The sequence below is a fragment of the Beutenbergia cavernae DSM 12333 genome (genome assembly GCF_000023105.1).
In the GTDB taxonomy this organism is placed as follows: Bacteria; Actinomycetota; Actinomycetes; order Actinomycetales; family Beutenbergiaceae; genus Beutenbergia; species Beutenbergia cavernae.
This window is the reverse complement of the sequence record NC_012669.1, coordinates 1,224,366-1,245,984: the sequence shown is the minus strand read 5'-3', so window position 1 is coordinate 1,245,984 and position 21,619 is coordinate 1,224,366. Positions and strand designations below refer to the sequence as shown.

At 73.2% G+C, this 21,619-nt stretch carries 20 protein-coding genes; 9 read left to right on the top strand and 11 right to left on the bottom strand.

What is annotated here, in order from left to right; all coding sequences use genetic code 11:
- Positions 1 to 6 precede the first annotated feature (6 nt).
- Positions 7 to 1,092, bottom strand: a complete 1,086-nt coding sequence (gene ychF, locus BCAV_RS05565; protein ID WP_015881605.1) for a redox-regulated ATPase YchF — start codon at positions 1,090 to 1,092, stop codon at positions 7 to 9.
- Between the two features lie 220 nt (positions 1,093 to 1,312).
- Here ychF and BCAV_RS05560 point away from each other — a divergent pair, with 220 nt between their 5' ends.
- Together BCAV_RS05560 and BCAV_RS05555 are read left to right on the top strand one after the other, a co-directional pair.
- Positions 1,313 to 2,515 carry a phosphotransferase gene (locus BCAV_RS05560; protein ID WP_015881604.1) on the top strand — a complete coding sequence of 401 codons (1,203 nt, stop codon included), beginning with the start codon at positions 1,313 to 1,315 and terminating at the stop codon, positions 2,513 to 2,515.
- Between the two features lie 177 nt (positions 2,516 to 2,692).
- Positions 2,693 to 4,264: a DNA recombination protein RmuC gene (locus tag BCAV_RS05555; protein WP_015881603.1), complete on the top strand. Its 1,572-nt coding sequence runs from the start codon at positions 2,693 to 2,695 to the stop codon at positions 4,262 to 4,264.
- 21 nt (positions 4,265 to 4,285) lie between these two features.
- Here the strand turns inward: BCAV_RS05555 and BCAV_RS05550 are convergent, their stop codons facing one another.
- Positions 4,286 to 5,338: a 4-hydroxy-3-methylbut-2-enyl diphosphate reductase gene (locus BCAV_RS05550; RefSeq protein ID WP_043346655.1), complete on the bottom strand. Its 1,053-nt coding sequence runs from the start codon at positions 5,336 to 5,338 to the stop codon at positions 4,286 to 4,288.
- Positions 5,339 to 5,403: 65 nt separating this feature from the next.
- Between BCAV_RS05550 and xseA the strand changes: the two genes are divergently transcribed.
- Genes xseA through BCAV_RS05535 form a run of 3 tightly spaced genes read left to right on the top strand, consistent with a single transcriptional unit; the run spans position 5,404 to position 7,978 of the window.
- A complete protein-coding gene (gene xseA / locus BCAV_RS05545; protein WP_015881601.1) occupies positions 5,404 to 6,702 on the top strand; it encodes an exodeoxyribonuclease VII large subunit in 1,299 nt (432 codons plus the stop codon).
- A 51-nt stretch (positions 6,703 to 6,753) separates the two neighbouring features.
- On the top strand, positions 6,754 to 7,014 hold the full coding sequence (locus BCAV_RS05540) for an exodeoxyribonuclease VII small subunit (RefSeq protein ID WP_015881600.1): 261 nt from the start codon (positions 6,754 to 6,756) through the stop codon (positions 7,012 to 7,014).
- Positions 7,015 to 7,066: 52 nt separating this feature from the next.
- Entirely contained in the window at positions 7,067 to 7,978 is a 912-nt protein-coding gene (locus BCAV_RS05535; RefSeq protein ID WP_015881599.1) for a carbohydrate kinase family protein, read from the top strand.
- A gap of 34 nt (positions 7,979 to 8,012) precedes the next feature.
- Here BCAV_RS05535 and BCAV_RS05530 read toward each other — a convergent pair whose 3' ends face one another.
- Genes BCAV_RS05530 through BCAV_RS05515 form a run of 4 tightly spaced genes read right to left on the bottom strand, consistent with a single transcriptional unit; the run spans position 8,013 to position 12,372 of the window.
- Positions 8,013 to 9,278 carry an ABC transporter ATP-binding protein gene (locus tag BCAV_RS05530; RefSeq protein WP_015881598.1) on the bottom strand — a complete coding sequence of 422 codons (1,266 nt, stop codon included), beginning with the start codon at positions 9,276 to 9,278 and terminating at the stop codon, positions 8,013 to 8,015.
- 18 nt (positions 9,279 to 9,296) lie between these two features.
- Positions 9,297 to 10,139: a carbohydrate ABC transporter permease gene (locus BCAV_RS05525; RefSeq protein ID WP_015881597.1), complete on the bottom strand. Its 843-nt coding sequence runs from the start codon at positions 10,137 to 10,139 to the stop codon at positions 9,297 to 9,299.
- Positions 10,139 to 11,086, bottom strand: a complete 948-nt coding sequence (locus BCAV_RS05520; protein WP_015881596.1) for a carbohydrate ABC transporter permease — start codon at positions 11,084 to 11,086, stop codon at positions 10,139 to 10,141. Before BCAV_RS05520 ends, BCAV_RS05525 begins: the two co-directional genes overlap by 1 nt.
- Positions 11,083 to 12,372 (bottom strand): extracellular solute-binding protein, encoded by a 1,290-nt coding sequence (locus BCAV_RS05515; RefSeq protein WP_015881595.1) that lies wholly within the window; start codon positions 12,370 to 12,372, stop codon positions 11,083 to 11,085. Before BCAV_RS05515 ends, BCAV_RS05520 begins: the two co-directional genes overlap by 4 nt.
- Positions 12,373 to 12,492: 120 nt before the next feature.
- On the opposite strand from BCAV_RS05515, the gene BCAV_RS05510 reads away from it, so the two are divergent.
- Positions 12,493 to 13,203 carry a carbonic anhydrase gene (locus BCAV_RS05510; protein ID WP_015881594.1) on the top strand — a complete coding sequence of 237 codons (711 nt, stop codon included), beginning with the start codon at positions 12,493 to 12,495 and terminating at the stop codon, positions 13,201 to 13,203.
- Here BCAV_RS05510 and BCAV_RS05505 read toward each other — a convergent pair.
- Positions 13,200 to 14,453, bottom strand: a complete 1,254-nt coding sequence (locus BCAV_RS05505; RefSeq protein ID WP_222836673.1) for an FAD-dependent oxidoreductase — start codon at positions 14,451 to 14,453, stop codon at positions 13,200 to 13,202. The genes BCAV_RS05510 and BCAV_RS05505 overlap by 4 nt on opposite strands.
- 40 nt (positions 14,454 to 14,493) lie before the next feature.
- Here BCAV_RS05505 and BCAV_RS05500 point away from each other — a divergent pair, with 40 nt between their 5' ends.
- Positions 14,494 to 15,111: a TetR/AcrR family transcriptional regulator gene (locus BCAV_RS05500; protein ID WP_015881592.1), complete on the top strand. Its 618-nt coding sequence runs from the start codon at positions 14,494 to 14,496 to the stop codon at positions 15,109 to 15,111.
- A gap of 27 nt (positions 15,112 to 15,138) precedes the next feature.
- On the opposite strand, the gene BCAV_RS05495 is transcribed toward BCAV_RS05500, so the two are convergent.
- Positions 15,139 to 16,170 (bottom strand): hypothetical protein, encoded by a 1,032-nt coding sequence (locus BCAV_RS05495; RefSeq protein ID WP_015881591.1) that lies wholly within the window; start codon positions 16,168 to 16,170, stop codon positions 15,139 to 15,141.
- A 122-nt stretch (positions 16,171 to 16,292) separates the two neighbouring features.
- On the opposite strand from BCAV_RS05495, the gene BCAV_RS05490 reads away from it, so the two are divergent.
- A complete protein-coding gene (locus tag BCAV_RS05490) occupies positions 16,293 to 16,907 on the top strand; it encodes a TetR/AcrR family transcriptional regulator (RefSeq protein ID WP_015881590.1) in 615 nt (204 codons plus the stop codon).
- On the opposite strand, the gene hemQ is transcribed toward BCAV_RS05490, so the two are convergent.
- Together hemQ and BCAV_RS05480 are read right to left on the bottom strand one after the other, a co-directional pair.
- Positions 16,897 to 17,640, bottom strand: a complete 744-nt coding sequence (hemQ, locus tag BCAV_RS05485; RefSeq protein ID WP_015881589.1) for a hydrogen peroxide-dependent heme synthase — start codon at positions 17,638 to 17,640, stop codon at positions 16,897 to 16,899. The two genes, BCAV_RS05490 and hemQ, sit on opposite strands and share 11 nt — an antisense overlap.
- Positions 17,637 to 18,782 (bottom strand): ferrochelatase, encoded by a 1,146-nt coding sequence (locus tag BCAV_RS05480; RefSeq protein ID WP_015881588.1) that lies wholly within the window; start codon positions 18,780 to 18,782, stop codon positions 17,637 to 17,639. The genes hemQ and BCAV_RS05480 overlap by 4 nt, the downstream gene beginning before the upstream one ends.
- A 148-nt stretch (positions 18,783 to 18,930) precedes the next feature.
- On the opposite strand from BCAV_RS05480, the gene BCAV_RS05475 reads away from it, so the two are divergent.
- A complete protein-coding gene (locus tag BCAV_RS05475; RefSeq protein WP_015881587.1) occupies positions 18,931 to 20,208 on the top strand; it encodes an NAD(P)/FAD-dependent oxidoreductase in 1,278 nt (425 codons plus the stop codon).
- A 1-nt stretch (position 20,209) separates the two neighbouring features.
- Here the strand turns inward: BCAV_RS05475 and BCAV_RS05470 are convergent, their stop codons facing one another.
- A complete protein-coding gene (locus tag BCAV_RS05470; protein WP_245528958.1) occupies positions 20,210 to 21,601 on the bottom strand; it encodes a dihydrolipoyl dehydrogenase family protein in 1,392 nt (463 codons plus the stop codon).
- Positions 21,602 to 21,619 lie beyond the last annotated feature (18 nt).

Below are 21,619 nucleotides of genomic sequence, written 5' to 3'. Positions count from 1 at the left end.
TGACGCTCAGACGCTGAAGCGGAACTCCACGACGTCGCCGTCGCGCATCACGTAGTCCTTGCCCTCCATGCGCACCCGGCCGCGCGCCTTCGCCTCGGCCATGCTGCCGGCGTCGACGAGGTCGGCGAACGACACGACCTCCGCCTTGATGAAGCCCTTCTGGAAGTCCGTATGAATGACGCCCGCCGCCTGGGGCGCCGTCCAGCCCTGGTGGATCGTCCAGGCGCGCGACTCCTTCGGACCCGCCGTGAGGTAGGTCTGGAGGCCGAGCGTGTGGAAGCCGACGCGCGCGAGCTGGTCGAGCCCGGACTCCGGCTGACCGGACTCGGCGAGCATCTCCGCCGCGTCCTCGGGGTCGAGCTCCACGAGCTCGGACTCGAACTTGGCGTCGAGGAAGATCACGTCGGCCGGCGCCCACGCGGCGCGCAGCTCAGCCTGGAACGCCTCGTTCCCGAGCCCGGCGTCGTCCGTGTTGACGACGTAGATGAAGGGCTTCGCCGTCATGAGCTGGAACGTGTCCAGGATCGCCGGGTCCAGCCCGTCGTCGCCGCCCGCGGCGTCGAGCGTCGTCCCGGTCTCCAGCAGCTGCTTGGCACGGACGGCCGTGGCGAGGACAGCGGCGTCGCTCTTCTTACCCTTGACCTCCTTCTCGAGGCGCGGGATCGCCTTCTCGAGCGTCTGGAGGTCGGCGAGGATGAGCTCGGTGGTGAGGATCTCGACGTCGGCGAGAGCGTCGACGCGGCCGTCGACGTGCACGACGTCGGGGTCCGCGAACGCCCGGGTCACCATGCAGATCGCGTCAGCCTCGCGGATGTTCGCGAGGAACTGGTTGCCGAGCCCCTCCCCCTCGCTCGCGCCCTTGACGATGCCCGCGATGTCGACGAACGACACCGTCGCGGGAACGATGCGCTCGCTCCCGAAGATGCCGGCCAGCGTGTCCAGGCGCGGGTCGGGCAGCGGGACGACGCCGACGTTGGGCTCGATCGTCGCGAACGGGTAGTTCGCGGCGAGGACCTGGGCGCGGGTCAGCGCATTGAAGAGGGTGGACTTGCCGACGTTGGGCAGTCCGACGATGCCGATGGTGAGGGCCACGTGCGGTGAGTCTACGTGGATGCCTGGGCGGCCCCCGACGTCGAGACCCACCCGTTGACCACGCCGAGAGCCGGGTCTACCGTCTGTCCCAACGCGAGCGGGATCGCGTCGAGACTCGCCGGAAGGCTGGAAGCCACCCGATCTGAGTGGGTGTGCCGTACCCGAACACCTACCGATGCTCAGCCCGTGCGAGTCCGGGCGACGAGCGAGGTGTTCCGACATGAAGACGCTCCCCGACAACCCGAACCTCGACCACCTGCGCCGGCAGGCCAAGGACCTGCTCGCGGGTCTGCGGGACCAGGACCCGACAACGACGCTGGCCGCCGCCCAGGCGGCACTCGCGCAGCAGTACGGGTTCCGCACCTGGCCGGACCTCAAGACGGAGGTCGACCGCCTGCGCGGGACGGCCGACGTCGCCGACCCGAGCCTCGCCGCCGTCGTCGCCGAACGGTTCGACCTCGGCGCGATGACGAGCCCCATGGCGTCCGTCCAGCGCGCCGACGACCTGGGCCGCCTGTGGTCCCTGGAGACCGACGGCGGACGCTGGGCCGTCCGCAGCGCCGAGAACTGGTGGCCCATCGTCCCGGCGGAACGCGACGTCGAGCTGCAGGAGGCGGCCGCCGCGGCCGGCGTGCAGCTGCCCGCCCCGGTGCGCAGCCGTGCGGGCGCCGTCGTCGAGGAGATCGACGGCGTCCCGTGGCGTGTCACCACCTGGCGCCACTCCGCACCGCCGCTCGCCGCGCCGGTGAGCGCACTGAGCACGCGCCGCGTCGGCGCCGTCCTCGCCACGATCCACGGCCTGCGCCTCGAGGTGGACCGCGTCTCGCCGTGGCACGAGGCACGGTTCGCGGACGAGCCCTGGGCGGACGTCGCAGCGCGGGCCCGCGCTGCCGGGGTGAGCTGGGCGGACGCGTTCGCCGCGGCCGTGCCGACGCTCGACGGCCTGGCGTCGCTCGGTGAGGCGCCCGTCGACGCCGGCAGCGCCGTGCTCACGCACAACTCCCTCGGCCCCGCGAAGGTCCGGCGCGAGCACGACGGGACACTCGTCGTCGCCGGCTGGGAGCACGCCGGCGGGCAGCCCCCGGCGTGGGAGCTCGCCGATGCGCTCGCGACCTGGAGCATCGACCCCGGCGGCGCCGTCAACGTGGCCGGGGCACGCGCGCTCGTGGAGGGCTACGCCAGCGTGGCCGACGGCGTCCCGGCTCTCGACGACGGGTCGTTCCGCGGGCACGCGATGAGCATCTGCAACTACGTGATGGGAGAGGTCGGGGTGGCGCTGGACGCCCACGCCGCGGCCAGCGCGCCAGGTGCCGACGCTCCGGAACGGGACTTCGCCGACCGGAACGTCACGCATCTGCTCACCCACCTCTCGGGGACGCCGGCGTTCGCGCAGCTGCTCGACGTGGCGGCGCTGGTGCACTGAGCCCCGCGTCCGCCCTGTCCGTGGGACTGCGCTGGGACTGCGGGGCTGCCGCACGGTGCTACGTCACTGCTCCGCCTGGCGGGGCGGTGGCGTAGCACCGCAGGCAGCGGCGTGGGATCCGGTGGCACTCGGCCCGGCACGACGCCGATGTCGGCGCCTCGTGATGGACTCGGCTCCATGGACACCACCGACCTGCTGATCGCGATCGCCGCCCTGGTGATCGGCGGCGCCGTCGGCTGGTTCGCGGCCACAGCGCGGGCCGGTAGCGAACGTGCTCGGCTCGGCTCGGACCGCCGAGCCGCGCAGGAGCGCGCCGCCGCCGCCGAGCGCTCCGCCGAGGCCGCCGACCGGGCGTGGGCGGGGCGGCTGGAGGACGAGCGCCGCGTCACTGCCCGCCGGGTGGAGGAGGAGCGGGACGACGCCGACCGTCGGGTCGCGGAGGCCGAGCACCGCGCGGAGGTCCAGCTCGAGCGGGAACGCACCGCCGCTCGCGAGCGCGTGGAGGAGCTGCGCGCCGACTCCAAGCGGCTGGCCGACGAGTTCGAGACACTCTCGCGGAAGGCCCTTGCCGCCAACACCCAGCAGTTCCTCGCCCAGGCCGAGGAACGGCTCAAGCGGACCCAGGTCGAGAGCGCGGCCGAGCTCGCCAAGCGCGAGCAGGCGGTCAAGCAGCTCGTGGAGCCGCTGACCCGCACGCTGGGGGACGTGAAGTCCGAGATGACCGAGGCCGAGAAGGCGCGGCTCGCGGCGCACACGGCGCTCGCCGAGCAGGTGCGCGCCATGCAGCAGTCCTCCGAGCAGCTCCGTACGGAGACGAGCCAGCTCGTCACCGCGCTCCGGGCACCGCAGGTCCGCGGCCGGTGGGGCGAGCTGCAGCTGCGTCGCATCGTCGAGGCGGCCGGCATGGTCGAGCACGTCGACTTCGAGGAGCAGGAGACGGTGGCCGACGGCACGCTGCGGCCGGACCTCGTCGTCAAGCTCCCGGGGCGCAAGCAGATCGTCGTGGACTCGAAGGTCGCCTTCAGCGGCTACCTCGAAGCCATGGAGGCGCGCGACGACGAGACCCGGGCCAAGCGCCTGGCGGCGCACGCTCGGCACCTGCGCCGGCACATCGACGACCTCGGCGCGAAGGACTACGGGCACCACGTCGAGGGCTCTCCCGAGTTCACGGTGATGTTCGTGCCCGCCGAGGTGTTCCTGAACGCGGCGCTCGAACAGGACCCCACTCTGCTCGAGCACGCCTTTGCGCAGGACGTCGTCATTGCGACGCCGTCGACGCTCGTGGCACTCCTGCGGACCGTCGGCTACACGTGGCGGCAGGAGATGCTCGCCGCGGAGGCGCAGCAGGTCTTCTCGGTCGGACGCGAGCTGCACAAGAGGCTCAGCGTGTTCGGCGGGCACCTCTCGACGCTCGCGAAGCGGCTCAACTCGACGGTCGACGCGTTCAACAAGATGAGCTCGTCGCTCGACAGCCGGGTCGTCACACAGGCCCGCAAGTTCAGTGCGCTGCAGGGCCTGGAGCCGGACCTGGACGTGCCCCCGCCCCTCGAGGTCCTCGCGGTCCCGAGCCAGAAGCCCGACCTGTACCCCGCGCACCTCGATCCCGACGAGCCGGTCAAGCTCCGCAACGCCGCCGCCGAACGGCGCGCCGTGCTCGACGCCGACCGCGACGACACCCTGTTCCTCATCGAGCGGGCCGCGCCGGGCGACGACGAGCGGCCCGCCGGTCGGGCGAGCTCCGCGTCCTGACGCGGTGCCGGCCGGCCGGTCTCAGGCCGGCTCGACGCTCAGCGAACGTCGGTTCTCGCGTCGCGGCCGCGTGTCCCCGGATCCCGCGGTCTTGAGGTCGGCGCGCAGCTCCCGCGGGAGCGAGAACATGAGGTCCTCGGTCGCCGTGCGGACCTCCTCGACCTCGCCGTACCCACGGGTGGCGAGCGCGTCGAGCACGTCGCGCACGAGGATCTCCGGCACCGAGGCACCGGAGGTGAGACCGACGGTCGTGACGCCGTCGAACCACTCGTCCCGCAGCTCGGACGCCTGGTCGATCCGGTAGGACGAGCGCGCCCCGGCGTCGAGCGCGACCTCCACGAGGCGCACGGAGTTCGACGAGTTCGCGGACCCCACGACGATGACGAGGTCGCAGTCCGGCGCCAGCTTCTTCACCGCGACCTGACGGTTCTGGGTGGCGTAGCAGATGTCGTCGCTGGGCGGGTCCTGCATGGCCGGGAACCGCTCGCGCAGGCGCCGCACCGTGTCCATCGTCTCGTCCACCGACAGCGTCGTCTGGGACAGCCACACGACCCGCTCCGGGTCGCGCACCGAGACGGCATCCACGGCGTCGGGGCCGTTGACGAGCTGCACGTGGTCCGGCGCCTCGCCCGCGGTGCCTTCGACCTCCTCGTGCCCGTCGTGCCCGATGAGCAGGATGTCGAAGTCCTCCCGGGCGAACCGGACCGCCTCCTTGTGCACCTTCGTCACGAGCGGGCACGTGGCGTCGATCGTCTGCAGGGACCGCGCCGCCGCCTGGGCGTGCACGGCCGGCGAGACGCCGTGCGCGGAGAAGATGACGCGCTCCCCCTCGGGCACCTGGTCCGTCTCCTCGACGAACACCGCGCCGCGCGCCGTCAGCGTCTCGACGACGTACTTGTTGTGCACGATCTCCTTGCGCACGTAGACGGGGGCGCCGTAGTGCTCGAGCGCACGTTCCACCGCCTCGACGGCGCGGTCCACGCCGGCGCAGTAGCCGCGCGGCGCCGCCAGCAGCACGCGGCGAGGGCCGGGTACGGTCGGCGGGGCCGAGGTCTGGGGGGCCGTCTGGGTCACCCGTTCATCGTACGTGGCGGTACTGGCCCGCCCGGTTGTCGCCGTCGTGCGGCAGGCTGGGGGCCATGACCGACGTCCCCGTGACCCCGGAGCGCGCCGAGGGCGGTACCGGCCCGGCGGCACCCCGCGCCGCGGCGCCCGGCCAGCGCCCCCCGCTCGCCGCCCGAGCGCTCGACACCTCGCCGGAGCACCCGTGGCCGGTCCGCGTGCTCGCCTCGAAGATCTCGGAGTACGTCGACCGCATGTCGCCCGTGTGGATCGAGGGCCAGGTCGTCGAGCTGAACCGGCGGTCCGGGATGTCGTTCTTCACGCTCCGGGACACCGACGCCGACATGTCGCTCAGCGTGACCGCGATGCCCCGGCTGATGGCGGCCATCGCGACGCCGCTCGAGACCGGCGCCCACGTCGTCGTCCACGCGAAGCCCAGCTTCTGGCCCAAGCGCGGCACGCTCACGATGCAGGCACGGGACATCCGTGCCGTCGGCATCGGCGATCTCCTCGCCCGCATCGAGCAGCTGCGCCGGGTCCTCGCGGCGGAGGGCCTGTTCGACGCCGACCGGAAGCGCCCGCTCCCGTTCCTGCCCCATCGGATCGGCCTGGTGTGCGGGCGGGAGGCGAAGGCGAAGCACGACGTCGTCGTCAACGCGCGCGACCGCTACCCCGACGTGGAGTTCGAGATCCGCGAGGTCGCCGTCCAGGGCGTCAGCGCCGTCGCCGAGGTCTCGCGCGCGATCGCCGACCTCGACGCCGACCCGCGCGTCGACGTCATCGTCGTCACCCGCGGCGGGGGCGCCGTCGAGGACCTGCTGCCCTTCTCCAACGAGGCCCTCGTGCGGGCGGTCGCCGCGTGTCGCACGCCTCTCGTGTCGGCGATCGGGCACGAGACCGACACGCCGCTGCTGGACCTGGTGGCCGACTACCGGGCCTCGACGCCGACCGACGCCGCGAAGCGGATCGTGCCGGACGTCGCCGGCGAACGGGCGAACCTCACGCAGGTGCGCTCTCGCATGCGGCGCGCCGTCGAGCATCGCGTCCGCACCGAGCAGGACCGGCTCGACGCGCTGCGCACGCGACCCGTCCTCGCCCAGCCGCTCGTGCTCGTGACGTCCCGTGAAGAGCGTCTCCACCGTGACCTCGCCACCGCCCGCCGGGTGTTCGGCCACCGTCTCGAGCACGCTCGCGCCGACGTCGCCGGCCTCGCTCAGGCCGTACGCACCCTCTCGCCGCAGTCCACGCTCGACCGTGGATACGCCGTGCTGCGGTCGGACGAGGGCACCGTGGTGCGTGACCCGGCCGACGTGACCGCCGCCCAGGAGCTCGAGGCCCTCGTGGCTGGCGGGACCTTCGGCGTCGTCGTGAGATGACGGCGTGGGGCCACGTCGGCGCTGTCGCCGTCGTCTGGTTCACTTGCGCAGGTGAGCCAGGAACCACCCGCCCGACCCGATCCCGCGACCCTCTCCTACGAGCAGGCGCGCGCGGAGCTCGTCGACGTCGTCCAGCGCCTCGAGCAGGGCGCCGCCACCCTCGAGGACTCGCTGGCCCTCTGGGAGCGGGGCGAGGCCCTGGCCGCCCGCTGCCAGGAGTGGCTCGACGGCGCTCGGGACCGCCTCGCCCGGGTGTCCCCGGCATCGGGCGGCGCCACCGAGGCGCCTGCGCCGGCGGAGCGCGACCGATGAGCACGGAGGGCGGACCCCGAAGAGAGCCCCGGCGAGCGCAGGATCGCGACCGATGAGCACGGTGCTCGTGGTCGGCGAGGCCCTTGTCGACATCGTCGAACGCGCCGGCGAACCCGCGCGCTCCCACCCGGGCGGCTCGCCCGCCAACGTCGCGCTCGGGCTCGCCCGGCTCGGCCGCGACGTCGAGCTCGTGACGTGGCTGGGCGCCGACGAGAACGGTGAGCTGGTGCGGGCGCACCTCGCGGCGTCGGGCGTCCGGATCGCCGCGGGCTCCATCGGCGCCGAGCGGACCTCGACGGCCCTCGCGACGATCGGCGACGACGGCGCCGCCAGCTACACCTTCGACCTCACCGTGGACTACCCGGAGGTCGAGATCGCCGACGACGTCGTGGCCGTGCACGTCGGTTCGATCGGGGCGACGCTCGCGCCGGGCGCCCAGCGCGTCGACGGCGTCGTCGCCGCGGCTCGGGACCGCGCGACGATCACGTACGACCCGAACCTGCGGCCCTCGATCATGGGCGAGGCCGACGGCGTCCGCCCGCGGATCGAGGCGCTCGTCGCGGCGTCGGACGTCGTCAAGTTCTCCGACGAGGACCTGGCCTTCCTCTACCCGGGCAGCGATCCTCGTGAGGTCGCGCGCGACTGGGCGGCTCGCGGCCCCGGCGTCGTCGTCGTCACGCTGGGCGCCGCGGGGTCCTTCGCCGTCGCCGCCGACGGAGGCGAGGCCGAGGCGCCCGCACCCACGGTCACCGTGGCGGACACCGTGGGCGCCGGCGACTCGTTCATGGGCGGCCTCATCGACGGGCTCTGGTCCGCAGGCCTGCTGGGTGCGCAGCACCGACCCGGCCTCGCGGCGCTCGAACCCTCGGCGCTACGCGTCCTGCTCGACGCCGCCGCGCGGATCGCCGCGATCACCGTGTCGCGCCCGGGGGCGGACCCGCCCACCCGCCCCGAGCTCGCCTGACGCGCCCGCGCCCGGAGCTCCGCGAGGGGTGGCCTCAGGGAGTCCCGCCCGCGTCCTCCCGCTCGGCCCTGGCGTGCGCCCTCTCGAGTGCGCGCTTGCGTTGCGCGACGCCCTGCTCGTCGATCTTCTCCGCGCGGGCGGAGTCCCGCGTGAGGTTCTCACCGCTCTCCGGGTCGAACACGTGGATGACCGTCGGGTCGAACCACAGGTCCGCGGCGTCGCCGTCGCCGAGCGCGGTCATCGGGTCGAGGGCGATGACCAGCTGGGTGCGCATCCCCTCGCCGTCGAGGTCGCGATCGAGCTCCTCCAGCTTGCCCGCGACCGCCTCGTGCGTGTCGAACGGCACGTACGCGTACAGCTCCGAGCCCAACCACTCGGTGACGTCGATGTCGGCGCCGAACGTGACGCCGCCCTCGGCCACCGGCGTCGTGTCCGCGTCCTTGAACGTGTCCGGGCGGATCCCCACGATGACGAGCGTGCGGCCCTCGACGGCGGGCCGGAGCCGGTCGTCGAGCGGAACGTCCCCGAACGGTGTGCGGATGCCGTCCTCGGTGACCTCGCCGGGGATGAAGTTCATCGGCGGTGAGCCGATGAAGCCCGCGACGAACAGGTTGACCGGCTCCTCGTACAGGGCCCGCGGGCTCGCGACCTGCTGGAGGACGCCCTTGCGCAGGACGGCGACGCGATCGCCGAGCGTCAGCGCCTCGGTCTGGTCGTGGGTGACGTAGACGGTCGTCGTGCCGAGGCGGCGCTGCATCCGGGCGATCTCGGTGCGCATCTGCCCGCGGAGCTTGGCGTCGAGGTTGGACAGCGGCTCGTCGAACAGGAACGCCCGCGCCTGCCGCACGATCGCCCGCCCCATGGCCACCCGCTGGCGCTGCCCGCCCGAGAGGTTCGCCGGCTTGCGGTCGAGGTGCTCGTCCAGCTCCAGCAGCGACGACGCCCGCCGCACCCGGGTGTCGATCTCCTCGTCGGAGTACTGCCCGCGCTGCAGGCGCAGCGGGAACGCGATGTTCTCGTACACGGTGAGGTGGGGGTACAGGGCGTAGTTCTGGAACACCATGGCGAGATCGCGGTCGCGCGGCGCCTTGTCGTTGACCCGGTCGCCGTCGATCAGCAGGTCGCCGGACGTGATGTCCTCGAGGCCGACGATCATCCGTAGCAGCGTCGACTTCCCGCAGCCGGACGGGCCGACCAGGATGACGAACTCGCCGTCGGCGATGTCGAGGCTGACGTCGTTGACCGCCGGGAATCCGTCGCCGTACTTCTTCACGAGGTTCTTGAGCGTGATCGAGGACATGGTGCTCCTTGGCGGGGGTCAACCCTTGACGGCGCCCTGGGTGAGGCCCGAGACGATCTGACGTTGGAAGAGCAGGACGAGGACGACGACCGGGATCGTCACGATGACGGCGGCGGCCGAGATCGCGCCGGCCGGCTCCTCGAACTGCGAGGCACCGGTGAAGAACGCGAGGGCGGCGGGCACCGGCCGCGCCGCCGACGTCGAGGTCAGCGAGATGCCGTAGACGAAGTCGTTCCAGGCGATGAAGAACGCGATGAGCGCCGTCGTGAACACCCCAGGCGCGGCGAGCGGCACGATCGCCTTCCGGAACGCCTGGAACGGCGTCGCGCCGTCCACCTGGGCGGCCTGCTCCAGCTCCCAGGGGATCTGCCGGAAGAACGCGGCCAGCGTCCAGATCGAGATCGGCAGCGTGAGCGAGAGGTACGGGATGATCAGGCCGGGCCAGGTGTCGTAGAGGCCGATCGTGCGCCACAGGTTGAACAGCGGCGTGACGATCGAGATCACCGGGAAGATCGAGACGCCGAGCGCCGTCGTCAGGATGAGGCGTTTGCCCGGGAAGTCGAGCCGGGCGATCGCGTAGGCCGCGAGCGTCGCGAGGACGACGGCGATCACCGTCGAGATGAGGGAGATGCCGATGGAGTTGCGCAGGGCGGAGAGGAACAGCTCCTGTGCGGACCCCACAAGGATCTGCTCGTAGTTCGCGAGCGTCGGGCTGCTCGGGAGCATCTGGCCGGAGTTGAGCTCGGCCGAGCTCTTGAACGACGTCGCGGCGATCGACGCGACGGGGAACAGCGCGTACAGCAGGACGAGGACGGTGATCACCGTCCACCACACGCGCTGGCGCTTGCTGAGCACGCCCATCACTTCTCCCCTCGCGCGCTCGCCAGGTCGACCCGGAAGAGCCTGATGGCGACGAAGCAGATGAGGATGACGCACAGGAACAGCAAGACCGAGATCGTCGACCCCAGCCCGATCTCCAGCCGGCTGATCGACTGCCGGTACGCGAGGAGCGACAGCACCTCGGTGCCGTTGGCGCCGTTCGTCATGATGAAGACGTTGTCGAAGATCCGGAACGCGTCGAGCGCCCGGAAGAGCACCGCGACCATGATCGCCGCCTTCATGTTCGGCACGATGACGCGCGCGAACACCTGCCAGGGCGTGGCGCCGTCCACCCGGGCGGCCTCCTCGAGATCGCCCGGCACCTGCGCGAGGCCCGCGAGCAGGAGCAACGAGATGAACGGCGTCGTCTTCCACACCTCGGAGGCGATGATGACGAAGAGGCTCGTGCCCTGGCTCGCGAACCAGTTGAGATCGGGGCCGACTCCCGGCACCCAGTCGAACCACGTGTTGACGTAGCCGGACGTGATGTCGAACGCGTAGAACCACGCGAACGCCGAGACCACGGTGATGATGCCGTACGGCACGAGGATCGCCGTGCGCAGCAGCCCCCGCAGCCGGGTGAGGGCGCGGTGCATGACCAGGGCGAGCGCGAAGCCGAGCACGAGCTCGATGAGCACGGTGACGAGCATGATGAACGTCGTCACCCAGAGGCTGCGCCAGAACACCGGATCGGTCAGCACGACGCCGTAGTTCTTCAGCCCCACGAACGCGCGGTCGTCGGGTGCGGTCAGCCGGTTGTTGAACAGGGACTCGTAGACGGCCTGCAGGATCGGGTAGGCGGTCACGGCCAGCATGACGACGAACGCCGGGCCGGCGAGCAGCCAGCCCAGGCGAGCCTCGTCGCGAGCGCGGGCGCTCCGGGCGGGCGCCCGGCGGCGGGCGGACCGGGTCGAGCTCGTCGCCGTCACAGGAGTCGCTCCCCTCGCAGCACGTCCGTGATGAGCTCCGTGGACCTGGCCGGGGTGGTGTCGGGGTTGACCGACGACGGCGGGTGCCACGTCTCCTGAAGGCCGCTGGAGACCTCGTTGTAGTACGGCGTCTGCGGCCGGGGCGCGCCCTGGTCGAGGGAGTCGCGGATGACGTCCGCCATCGGGTACGCCTCCTGGACCTCTGCGTCGTCGTACGCCTCGATGCTCGACGGCGGGTTCCCGTTGGTCGCGAAGTAGGCCGACTGGTTCTCCGGCGAGACGATGCACTGGACGGCGTCGTACGCCAGGTCGACGTGCTCGCTGAACGCGCCGACGCCGAGGTTGATCCCGCCGACCGGCGGTGCGGCGTCCTGGTCCTCGACGACCCGCGGGTAGATCGCCCAGCCGATGTCGTCCGGCAGGTCCGCCGGCACGGCGCCCTCGTCCGCGGCGGCGTTCGTGGCCGACCACACGAACGGCCAGTTCACCATGAACGAGCCACGGTCGGACTGGAAGAGCGCCATGGAGGCGTTCTCGTCGGCCGTGGGCAGACCCGGGCCGCCGAGGCCCTCGGAACCGATCGTGCCGATGATCCGCGCCGCCTCCCGGCCGGCGTCCGACTCGAGCCCCAGCTCCACCTCGTCGGCAGGGGCCTCGGGGTTGGTGATGATCTGCCCGCCCGCGGACGCGACGAGGGCGTTGATCCAGACCGTGAGCGACTCGGCCTTCGCCCCCTGGACGCCGAGCAGGAGATCCTGCTCCTGCGCGACGTCGATGACCTGGTCCCACGTGACCGGCGCGCTCATGTCGAGACCCGCTGCCTCCACCACCGACTTGCGGTACCAGAGCAGCTGCGTGTTGGCCCAGAACGGGACGGCGACGAGCTCGTCACGCCACGTCGAGGAGTCGATCGCCCCCTGCACGACGTCCCCGGAGCCGACGTCGTCCGCGATGTCGCCCGGCACGGCGGCAAGGAACCCGGGCTCGGCGAGCTCCGGGATGAACGGCGGGTCGAGGCTCATGATGTCGATGGACGAGTCGTGCGCGGCGAGTCGGCGCGCGAGCTGCTCCCGCTGCGACGCCGCATCGCGCGGCAGGAGCGAGGTGGTGATCCGGTAGGCGCCGTCGGCCTCCTCCGTGCAGCGCGCGGCGATCTCGACCTGCCCACCGTTGTCCGGGTTGATGTACCACGTCAGCGTCGGCGGCCCCTCCGGCCCGGACGCGCACGCGGCGAGCGGCGCGACCAACGCGAGCCCCAGCAGCGCGGCGATGCGGCGTCGGTGCACGTCCCCCACTCCCGTCGTCGTCGGCGATGACCCCCCACTGAACACCCGGCCCCGGGCGTACGCATCTCGGCGAGCAACCGGCCGCGCGGCTCCCTGGACGAGTGGTGCGAAGATGCCTTCGTGACCACGCCGAACGATTCGCCCCGCCGCCCGACCACCCCTGCTGAGGCGTGGGAGGCGCTGCGCGCCGGCAACGAGCGCTTCGTCGCGGGCCGCCCGGAGCACCCCTCCCAGGGCGTCGAGCTGCGCGCCAAGCTCTCCCGGGAGCAGCACCCGTTCGCGGTGATCTTCGGCTGCTCGGACTCGCGGCTCGCCGCCGAGATCATCTTCGACCAAGGCCTTGGCGACGCGTTCGTCGTCCGTACCGCCGGGCACGTCGTCGACACCACGGTCATCGGCTCCATCGAGTACGGCGTCGACGTGCTCCACGCACCGCTCGTCGTCGTCCTCGGCCACGACTACTGCGGCGCGATCCAGGCGGCCGTCGACGCGCTCGTCACCGGCGAGCTGCCGACCGGCTTCGTGCGCGCCATCGTCGACCGCGTGATCCCGAGCATCGTGACCCCGACGTCGCTCGCGGCCACGCGCGCGGAGGAGGGCCCGGACGGACGCACCGTCACGCTGCCGCCGCCCGAGCTCGTGCTGCGCGAGCACGTCACGAACACGACCCGCACGCTGCAGGCCTACTCGGAACGCCTCTCCCGGGCGATCGCCGAGGGCCGGTGCGCGATCGTCGGCGTCGAGTACGCGCTCGCGGACGGGCGAGCCAAGCTCGTCGCGGCCGCCGGGGACGTCGGGGCCGAGGTCGAACCGCCGATCTCCGCCAGCTAGGCCGCGCCGGGCACGGTCTCGCCCGACGCGTTCGGGGCCGTCGGCGGCACCCACCGGACGATCGAGCCCCCCGCGCGGGCGACGCCGGCACCCGGCGCGAGCCGCAGCAGTGAGTTGCGCACAGGCTGGCGCCAGCCTCCCCCGAGATCCGCGCCGAACCGGGCCATGAGCCTGGCGTTCCGTGCGATCGCCCGGCACCGGGGCCGACGTGCGGCGTCGAAGGCGGCGAGGGCGCCGGACAGGTCTCGCCCCGCGACGACGGCCGAGCCCACGAGCGGGCCCAGCGAGGCGCCGTCCTCGAGCGCGCTCGCGGCGCCCTGACCCATCGTGGGAAGCGCGGCGTGCGCGGCGTCGCCGACCATGACCACCCGGCCTCGCTGATAGCTCGGCAGTCCGCCGGGCAGGTGGTACACGTCGTGGCGGAGGAGACGGTCCGGATCGGTCGCCTCGATGAGGTCGAGAGCCCACGGCGACCACCCGGCGAAACGGTCACGCGCTGCCGTGAGCTCGTCGTCGAAGGTCGCGCCCTCCGGGTGCCGGAAGTAGCCGTACCAGTACAGCTCGGACTCGCTGATGCGCATCGCGCCGAACTCCGCGCCCGCGCCCCACATCTCGACGAGCCGCCCCTCGGACGCGGTGTCGCGGACGACGGCGCGCCAGCTCGTGCTGCCGCTGTACCGGGGTCGTGAGCGCGGGAACACCGCCCCTCGGACAGCGCTCCACATGCCGTCGGCGCCCACCACGAGGTCGGACTCGAGACGGCGCTCGGTCGCGCCCTCCAGCCACGTCACGGATCCTGGTGCGGCACCCGGTGCGCCCGCGTCCACTGCCGTGACGGTGGCACCGGTGACGAGCTCGACCCCTGCGGCCCGGGCGGCGGCCTGGAGCGTCGCGTGAAGCCGGGCGCGGTGCACGCCCCAGATGGTGATCGTCCAGCGCACCGCGGGATCGTCGTCGGGGATGCGCAGGATCCACCGCCCGGCGGAGTCTCGGAAGCCGGTGCCGAGATCCTCGTGGCCGAGCGCGGCGACGGCGTCGTCGTCCACACCGAGCGACCGCAGCGCCGCGATCCCGTTGCGTGGGATCGCGACTCCGGCGCCCACCTCGCCGAAGGAGCCCGTCCGCTCCACCACCGTCGTCCGCCACCCCGCCCTGGCCAGGGCCGTCGCGGAGGCCAGTCCGGCGATTCCCCCACCGACGACCGTCGCTGTCAGCTCGCGCATCCCGACCTCTCCCGTCCAACTGTTCACTACGATCGTAGTACAACGCGCGTCGTCCTAGAATCGCGCCGTGCCACCGACGAACCCCCGGCGTCGCCGCGCACTCACGGACGCCGCCATCGAGCTCCTGGCCTCGGACGGGGCGCACGGTCTGACGCACCGGGCCGTGGAGCGGGTCGCGGGCGTGCCCGCGGGAACCGTGTCGAACTACTTCCCCAGCAGGGAGGCCCTCCTCGTCGCCGCCGCCGAACGGATCGTCGAGCTCCACCTCGCCGAGATGGACGCCGCCACCCGCGCCGACGACGCCCCGCCCGACGGGCCGGCTCCGGGCGAGGCTGCCGGGATGTCGCTCGAGCAGCTCGTCGACGTGCTCGCGGACTCGCTCCTCCACGCGGCGACGACGTTGCGGGCGCGCTATCTCGCGGTCTTCGAGCTCCAGCTGGAGGCACGCCGCCGGCCGACGCTGGCCGCGGCGCTCGCGGGGTTCGAGGGGACGTCGCTGACGCACACCACGGCGCTCCACGGCGAGCTCGGTCTCCCACCCACCCCGGGTGCTGTGCAGACGCTCATCACGCTCTACGGCGGCGCGCTGTTCACGCTCGTCGCGTCCCCCGCCCAGGCGGTCGATCCGGCATCGGTCCGACGGCTCGCCGCGGCGATGGTCCGCGGCGCGTTCGGCGCGCCCTGACCGCAGCGCGGCCGAGCTCGGGTCGCCTCACGCGCGGCGCTGGGCGCGGCGACCGCGGACCGCACCGCCGACGAGAACCAGCGCGACGCCGCCGGCGACCCACGCGCCGAGCACGAGGAGCGGCGTCGCGGCATCCGCCCCACCGAAGTAGGCGACCGATCTCATCGCGTCGACGAACGCCCCCGGCGGGAGCGCCTGACCGAGCTCGCTCCAGCCCGCGGGGAGCAGCTCGGGCGGCACGGCCGCGCCGGAGAGCGGGTTGCCGAGCAGCATGACGACCGCGACCGCGATCCCGATGCCCGCCCGGCCGAGCGCGGCACCCAGGCCGACGACGCCCGCTCCCGCGGCGGCGATCGCGAGGGCGACGACGGCGGCCTGAGCCCACCATCCGCCGTCGAGCACGCCGAGCCACGAGTCGGCGACGAGGGCAACCACGAGCGCCGCACCCACCGCTGCCGCGCCGACGAAGAGCAGGCGACGTACGGTGCCGCCGATCGCGAGGGCGCCGAGGATCCCGACCGCCAGCGAGACGAGCACGACCGGAAGCACGGAGCTCGAGAAGCCCGCGCCCCGAGGGTCGCCCGGCGCGAGCGGCACCACGGCCTCGACGGTGAAGAACGGCTCGGCGGGCGCGGTCCCCTGCTGCTGGGCGAACGCGCGCGAGAGGGCGACGGCGACGGCGTCGAGCGCCTGGGCGATCGGCGCTCCGGCCGCCGGGGCGGTGAGCACGGTGCCGCCCTCGGGGCCGACGACGATCGCTCCCAGCAGCTCGCGGCTGGAGACGGCGGCACGAGCCGCCTGCTCGTCAGCCACCTCACGGACGTCGAAGGCGCCTGGCTGCGCCTGTTCCAGCGCGGCAGTGATCGCGCCGGCGGCTTCCGGCGGGGCGGCGAGGCCGATCGGGACGTCACGGGGCTCGGCGTTGACGGCCGGCCACGCGAATGCGGTCACGAGGATGCCGGCCAGCGCGGCGACGGTTACGACGAGCGCCGTCAGACGACGCCATGTTGTCGGCTCGGCGCTCGACGAGGACGGGACCCGGAGCTCGGTCGCAGTCATGACGCATCTCCCATAAGGCGAACGTTCCTTCGTTATTCTCGAGCATGCACCTCGATCGAAGTCCCGTCAAGAGCGAAGGTTCGTTCTAGGATGCCGATGGCGGACGACGAGAGGAGCCACCCGTGCCGAAGGTCTCCCAGGCGCACCTGGCCGCACGGCGCGAGCAGATCCTGCAGGCCGCGCTCCGGTGCTTCTCCCGCGACGGCTTCCACGCTGCGTCGATGGAGTCGGTCATCCGCGAGTCCGGCATGTCCGCCGGGGCCGTGTACCGGTACTTCCGCTCCAAGGAAGACCTCATCGCCGCAGCGGCCACCGGCGCGCTCACCCAGCAGCAGGGCACCCTCGAGAGGCTCCGGAACCGTGAGCCGACCCCGACGCCGGCCGAGGTCGTGGGCGCACTCGTCTCGGCGGTGCGCGCCATCGCCGTCGGGGACGGCTACGACCTCACGCGGATCGCGCTCCACGGCTGGGGGGAACGCGAACGCAACCCCGCGATCGCCGAGGTGATGGACGCGTTCTACGACGCCTTCCTCGACACCGTGGGAACGTTCGCGCAGACCTGGCGCCACACCGGAGAGATCGCTCCGGACGCCGACCCGACAGCGACGGCGCGCGTCCTGCTCTCGCTCGTCATGGGCTTCGTCGTCCAGCACGCCGTCTTCGGCGGCATCGACCCGGACGACTACGCCCGCGCGGTGGCGACCCTCCGGCACGCCCCGGCGCCGCTCACCCCATGAACGGCTGACGCCCCGCCCACTCGGGCAGCTCGACGCGCGGTCCGGTGAAGAACGGCACCTCCTCGCGCACGTGCCGGCGCGCGTCGGTGGCACGCAGCTCGCGCATGAGGTCCACGATCCGCACGAGCTCGTCCGCCTCGAACGCGAGGATCCACTCGTAGTCGCTGAGCGCGAACGTGGCCACGGTGTTCGCCAGCACGTCGCCGTAGTCGCGGGCCGCCATCCCGTGCTCCCGCAGCAGCGTGCGGCGCTCGTCGTCGGGCAGCAGGTACCACTCGTACGAACGGACGAAGGGGTACACGCACAGGAAGCCCTTCGGGTCGTCGCCGGCGAGGAACGCCGGGACGTGCCCGCGGTTGAACTCGGCCGGCCGGTGCACGGCCACGACCGACCAGACGGGCTCCAGCACCGCGCCGAGCGTGCTCGCCCGAAGGGCGTGGTAGGCGGCCTGCACGGACTCGACGTCCGGTGCGTGCCACCACGCCATGAGGTCGGCGTCGGCCCGGAAGCCGCCGACGTCGTACCAGCCCCGCAGGTCCGCTCCCGCCGACGTCACAGCGGTCTCCGCGGACGCCGCCAGCGCGTCGACCTCCTCGGCGTCGCCCGCCAGGGGCGCGGCCGTGCGCCACACCGACCACATCGTGAAGCGCAGCTCGTCGTTCACGCGCTCGGCGACGGCGCTGTGGTCGACGTGCGGCGCTGTGGCCCCGGTCGTCCCCGTGTCCGCGCTCATGCCGACACCGCCTCGGCGTCGACGCGGGTCGCGGCGGCGGGGACGCCGGAGTCCTCGCCGTCACGTCGCCAGCAGCCGCCAGGACTGCACGCGTCGGGCCACGGGCCGATCTCGCCCTCGGCCGGCCGCTGCGGCGCCTCGCCGCGCTCGGTGCCGCAGCGCTCGAGCACGAGGTCGACGAGCCCGGCCACGAACTCCTCGGCGGTGCCGGCCGTGGCGGCCCGGACCATCCGCATCCCGAGCCGCTCGGCGGTCTCGCGCGCCTCGGTGTCGAGGTCGTAGACGACCTCCATGTGGTCGGAGACGAAGCCGATCGGGGCGAGGACCACGCCGTCGACCCCCTCCGCGTGCCGGGCCTCGAGCACGTCGTTGACGTCCGGTGAGAGCCAGGGCTGCGACGGCGGCCCGGACCGGGAGCAGAAGGCCAGCTCCCACGTGATCGGCACGCCCTCGGCGGCGAGCCGCCCGGCGACCACCCGCGCGAGGTCGAGGTGCTGGTCGCGGTAGGTCGCCCCGTGCGGCGCGTCGCGCCCGGACGCATCCTCCATCGTGGTCGGGATGGAATGCGTGACGAATACCACGTGCGGCGTGCGCGCATTCCCGCCGAGGGATCCGACGGCCCCGCGGACGGCGTCGGTGTTCGCCGTCACGAATCCGGGCGAGTTGAAGTAGGGGCGGACCTTGTCGACGGCGATCTGCCGGCCTTCCGACTCGAGCGTCGCCAGCGCCCGGGCGAGGTCCTCGCCGTACTGCCGGCACGAGGAGTAGCAGGCGTACGCGCTCGTCGTGAGCACGAGCACCCGGCGGTGGCCGGCGTCGTGCAGCTCACGCAGCGTGTCGGTGACGAACGGGTCCCAGTTGCGGTTGCCCCACGCCGTGGGGAGCGTGACACCGCGCCGATCGAGCTCCGCTCGCAGTGCCGCCAGCAGCGCGGCGTTCTGGTCGTTGATGGGGCTGCGCCCGCCGAAGTGCAGGTAGTGCTCGGCGACCTGCTCGAGCCGCTCGTCGGGGATGCCGCGGCCGGCCGTGACGTTGCGCAGGAACGGCATGACGTCGTCCGGTCCCTCGGGCCCGCCGAACGAGTGGAGGAGCAGCGCGTCGTACGGGGCGACGTCGGTCGTCGGAATCACCGGGATCGTCATGAATGCATCATGGCACGTCGCAGAATGCGCCCAGAATCGCCGGACAAAGTGACGGCGCGTCATTCTTTCCCGACATTTCGTCACCTCGTCGCCGCCCGTCGCGCCGCGTGCCCTCGCGTGCCGGAGGGGCGCGCGACACACTGGCCCCATGACCCAGGCCCGGCCGATCCCTGCTCCCACGTCGGCCGTCGTCGTCGGGGCCGGGATGCTCGGCCTCGCCACCGCCCACTTCCTGCGCCGACACGGGCTCGAGGTGCGCGTGCTCGAGGCGGAGCACGTCGCCGCCGGGTCGTCGTGGGGCAACGCGGGCTGGCTGACACCGTCCCTCACGACGCCGTTGCCCGAGCCCTCGATCCTGCGTGCCGGTGTGCGGGCGCTGCTCTCCCCGGCCTCCCCCGTGTACGCGCCGGTCCGGGCCGACCCGCTGCTCCTGCGGTTCCTCGTCTCGTTCCTGCGGCACTCCACGTGGGCGGCGTGGCGACGCTCCATGGCGGCCTATGTGCCGCTCAACGCGCGGGCACTCGACGCGTTCGACACGCTGGCGGCTCACGGCGTCGCCCAGCCCACCCGCGCCGCGCTGTTCGTGGCCGCCTACCGGGCGGAGGCGGATCGGGTCCCGCTGCTGCACGAGATCGAGCTGCTCGCCGAGGCGGGCCAGGACGTCCCGCACGAGGTGCTCGACGGCGACGGGGTGCGGGCGCTCGTGCCGGCCGCCTCGCCCCGCGTCGAGGCCGGCGTCCGGCTCGACGGGACGCGCTTCATCGACCCCCCGGCGTACGTCGCGGCGCTGGCCGACACTGTTCGCGCCGACGGCGTCGAGCTGCTCGAGGGCGTGCGGGTGCTCGCTGTCGACGGCGGCGCGCCGGGCCGGCCCGCGGCGGTCGCGGCCGAGCACGCCGACGGGAGGCGTGAGCGGTTCGACGCCGACGTCGTCGTCCTCGCCACGGGCGCCCGGCTGGGAGAGCTGACGCGCGGCCTCGGCGTGCGAACGGTGGTGCAGGCGGGCCGCGGCTACTCGTTCACCGTGCCCGTGGAGGACCTGCCCGTCGGCCCGCTGTACCTGCCGGCCCAACGCGTGGCCTGCACCCCGCTCGACGGTCGGCTGCGCGTCGCCGGGATGATGGAGTTCCGCCGGCCCGGCGAGCCGCTCGACCCGCGTCGGATCGCGGCGATCGTCGCCGCCGCCGAGCCGCTCATCGACGGCGCGGACTTCACGGACCGGCGCTCGGAGTGGGTCGGCTCACGCCCGTGCACACCGGACGGGCTGCCGCTCGTGGGGCCGACCCTGTCGCCGCGCGTGCACGTCGCGGGCGGCCACGGCATGTGGGGCATCACACTCGGCCCGCTCACCGGTCAGCTGCTCGCCGAGGCGATAGCGACCGGCGTCGTCCCGGACGTGCTCGCGCCGCTCGACCCGCTGCGCTGAGCTACGCCGCGGCCGGTGGCTCGGCCAGGAGTGCGCGGGCGGCGAGGCCGACGATGGCCCCGTAGGTCGGGTACGCGAACCGCACATCGGCCAGCGTCGCGAGATCGACGCCGGCGGCCATCGCCGTCGTCACCGACTGCACGATCTCGACGGCGTTCTCCCCGACCGCGTGCGCACCGAGGATGACCTCGCGTCGCCGGTCTGCGACGAGCTTGAGGAAGCCCGTCTCACGGTCGTCGATCACCGCGCGGTCGAGCTCGGCGAGCGGCACGGTGGCCACGAGGCACAACGGGTCCCGCCGGCGCGCTTCGGCCTCCGTCATGCCCACCCCCGCGTAGTCCGGGTCCGTGAACCCGCCCGAGGGGAGGAGGTGGCCGGGCGTGCGCCGGTTGACGCCGAGCACGGCGTTCTCGGCGGCGGCCTCCGCCTCGAAGTGGGCCGCCTGCACGAGCAGGTCGCGGCCGTTCGCGTCGCCCGCGGCGAAGATGTGCCCGACGGCGCTGCGGAAGTAGCGATCGACGGCGATCGCCCCGTTCGTCAGGGACAGACCCGCATTCTCCAGGCCGAGGTCCGCGACGTCGGCCGGCCAGCCCGTCGCCATGACGACGGCGTCGAACCGGTCCCGCGACGGCGCACCGTCCTCGACGGATGTGAGCCGGATCGTCCCGTCCGCCTCCCGCTCGAGTGCCGTGACGCCGTCGAGCCCGGTGCGGACGTCGACCCCCTGCGACCGGAACGCGTCGGCGACGGCGCGCGAGACGTCGTCGTCCGTCGTGGCCAGGATGCGCGGCGCGACGTCGAGCAGCGTCACCTCGCTGCCGAACGCCGAGAAGATCGTGGTCAGCTGGGCGCCGGTGCTGCCCGCGCCGACGATCGCGACGCGCCGCGGGAGCGCGGGCAGGGCGAGCACGTCCTCCGGCACGGTCGCCAGCTCGGCGCCCGGGATCGGCAGGCGCCGTGAGCGGCCCCCGACGCAGACGACGATCGAGGAGCCCCGCACGCGCCGCCCGCTCGCCAGCTCGAGCGTGACGTCGTCGACGAAGCGCGCGCGCCCCTCCAGCACCAGCGTCACCCCGGCCTCAGCGAACCGCTCGGCCTCCCGCTTGAGCCCGCGCACGCGGTCCACCGTGGCGTGCACGCGGGCGACCGTCGTCGGCCAGTCCACGAGCCCCGGCCCGGCGCCGATCCCGTACCGGTCGGCGGTGCGCACCTCGCGGACGAGGCGCGCGGTCTTCGCGAGCACGCGCGTCGGCACGCACCCGCTGTTGACGCACGTGCCACCGACCCGGTCCGCCTCCAGCACCGCGACCCGAGCGCCGAGCTCCGCGGCGCGCAGCGCGGCGGCGGTGCCGGCCGGGCCCGCCCCGATGACGACGACGTCGTACGTGTCCACGCGCGCCAGGCTACGCAC

What these genes read in the sequence shown, in the direction of transcription:
- BCAV_RS05555 (WP_015881603.1), top strand. Translation starts at nt 2,693, where the DNA reads ATGGACACCACCGACCTGCTGATCGCGATCGCCGCCCTGGTGATCGGC.
- BCAV_RS05525 (WP_015881597.1), bottom strand. Translation starts at nt 10,139, where the DNA reads ATGGGCGTGCTCAGCAAGCGCCAGCGCGTGTGGTGGACGGTGATCACC.
- xseA (WP_015881601.1), top strand. Translation starts at nt 5,404, where the DNA reads ATGACCGACGTCCCCGTGACCCCGGAGCGCGCCGAGGGCGGTACCGGC.
- BCAV_RS05480 (WP_015881588.1), bottom strand. Translation starts at nt 18,782, where the DNA reads ATGACGATCCCGGTGATTCCGACGACCGACGTCGCCCCGTACGACGCG.
- hemQ (WP_015881589.1), bottom strand. Translation starts at nt 17,640, where the DNA reads ATGAGCGCGGACACGGGGACGACCGGGGCCACAGCGCCGCACGTCGAC.
- BCAV_RS05530 (WP_015881598.1), bottom strand. Translation starts at nt 9,278, where the DNA reads ATGTCCTCGATCACGCTCAAGAACCTCGTGAAGAAGTACGGCGACGGA.
- BCAV_RS05495 (WP_015881591.1), bottom strand. Translation starts at nt 16,170, where the DNA reads ATGACTGCGACCGAGCTCCGGGTCCCGTCCTCGTCGAGCGCCGAGCCG.
- BCAV_RS05560 (WP_015881604.1), top strand. Translation starts at nt 1,313, where the DNA reads ATGAAGACGCTCCCCGACAACCCGAACCTCGACCACCTGCGCCGGCAG.
- BCAV_RS05475 (WP_015881587.1), top strand. Translation starts at nt 18,931, where the DNA reads ATGACCCAGGCCCGGCCGATCCCTGCTCCCACGTCGGCCGTCGTCGTC.
- BCAV_RS05535 (WP_015881599.1), top strand. Translation starts at nt 7,067, where the DNA reads ATGAGCACGGTGCTCGTGGTCGGCGAGGCCCTTGTCGACATCGTCGAA.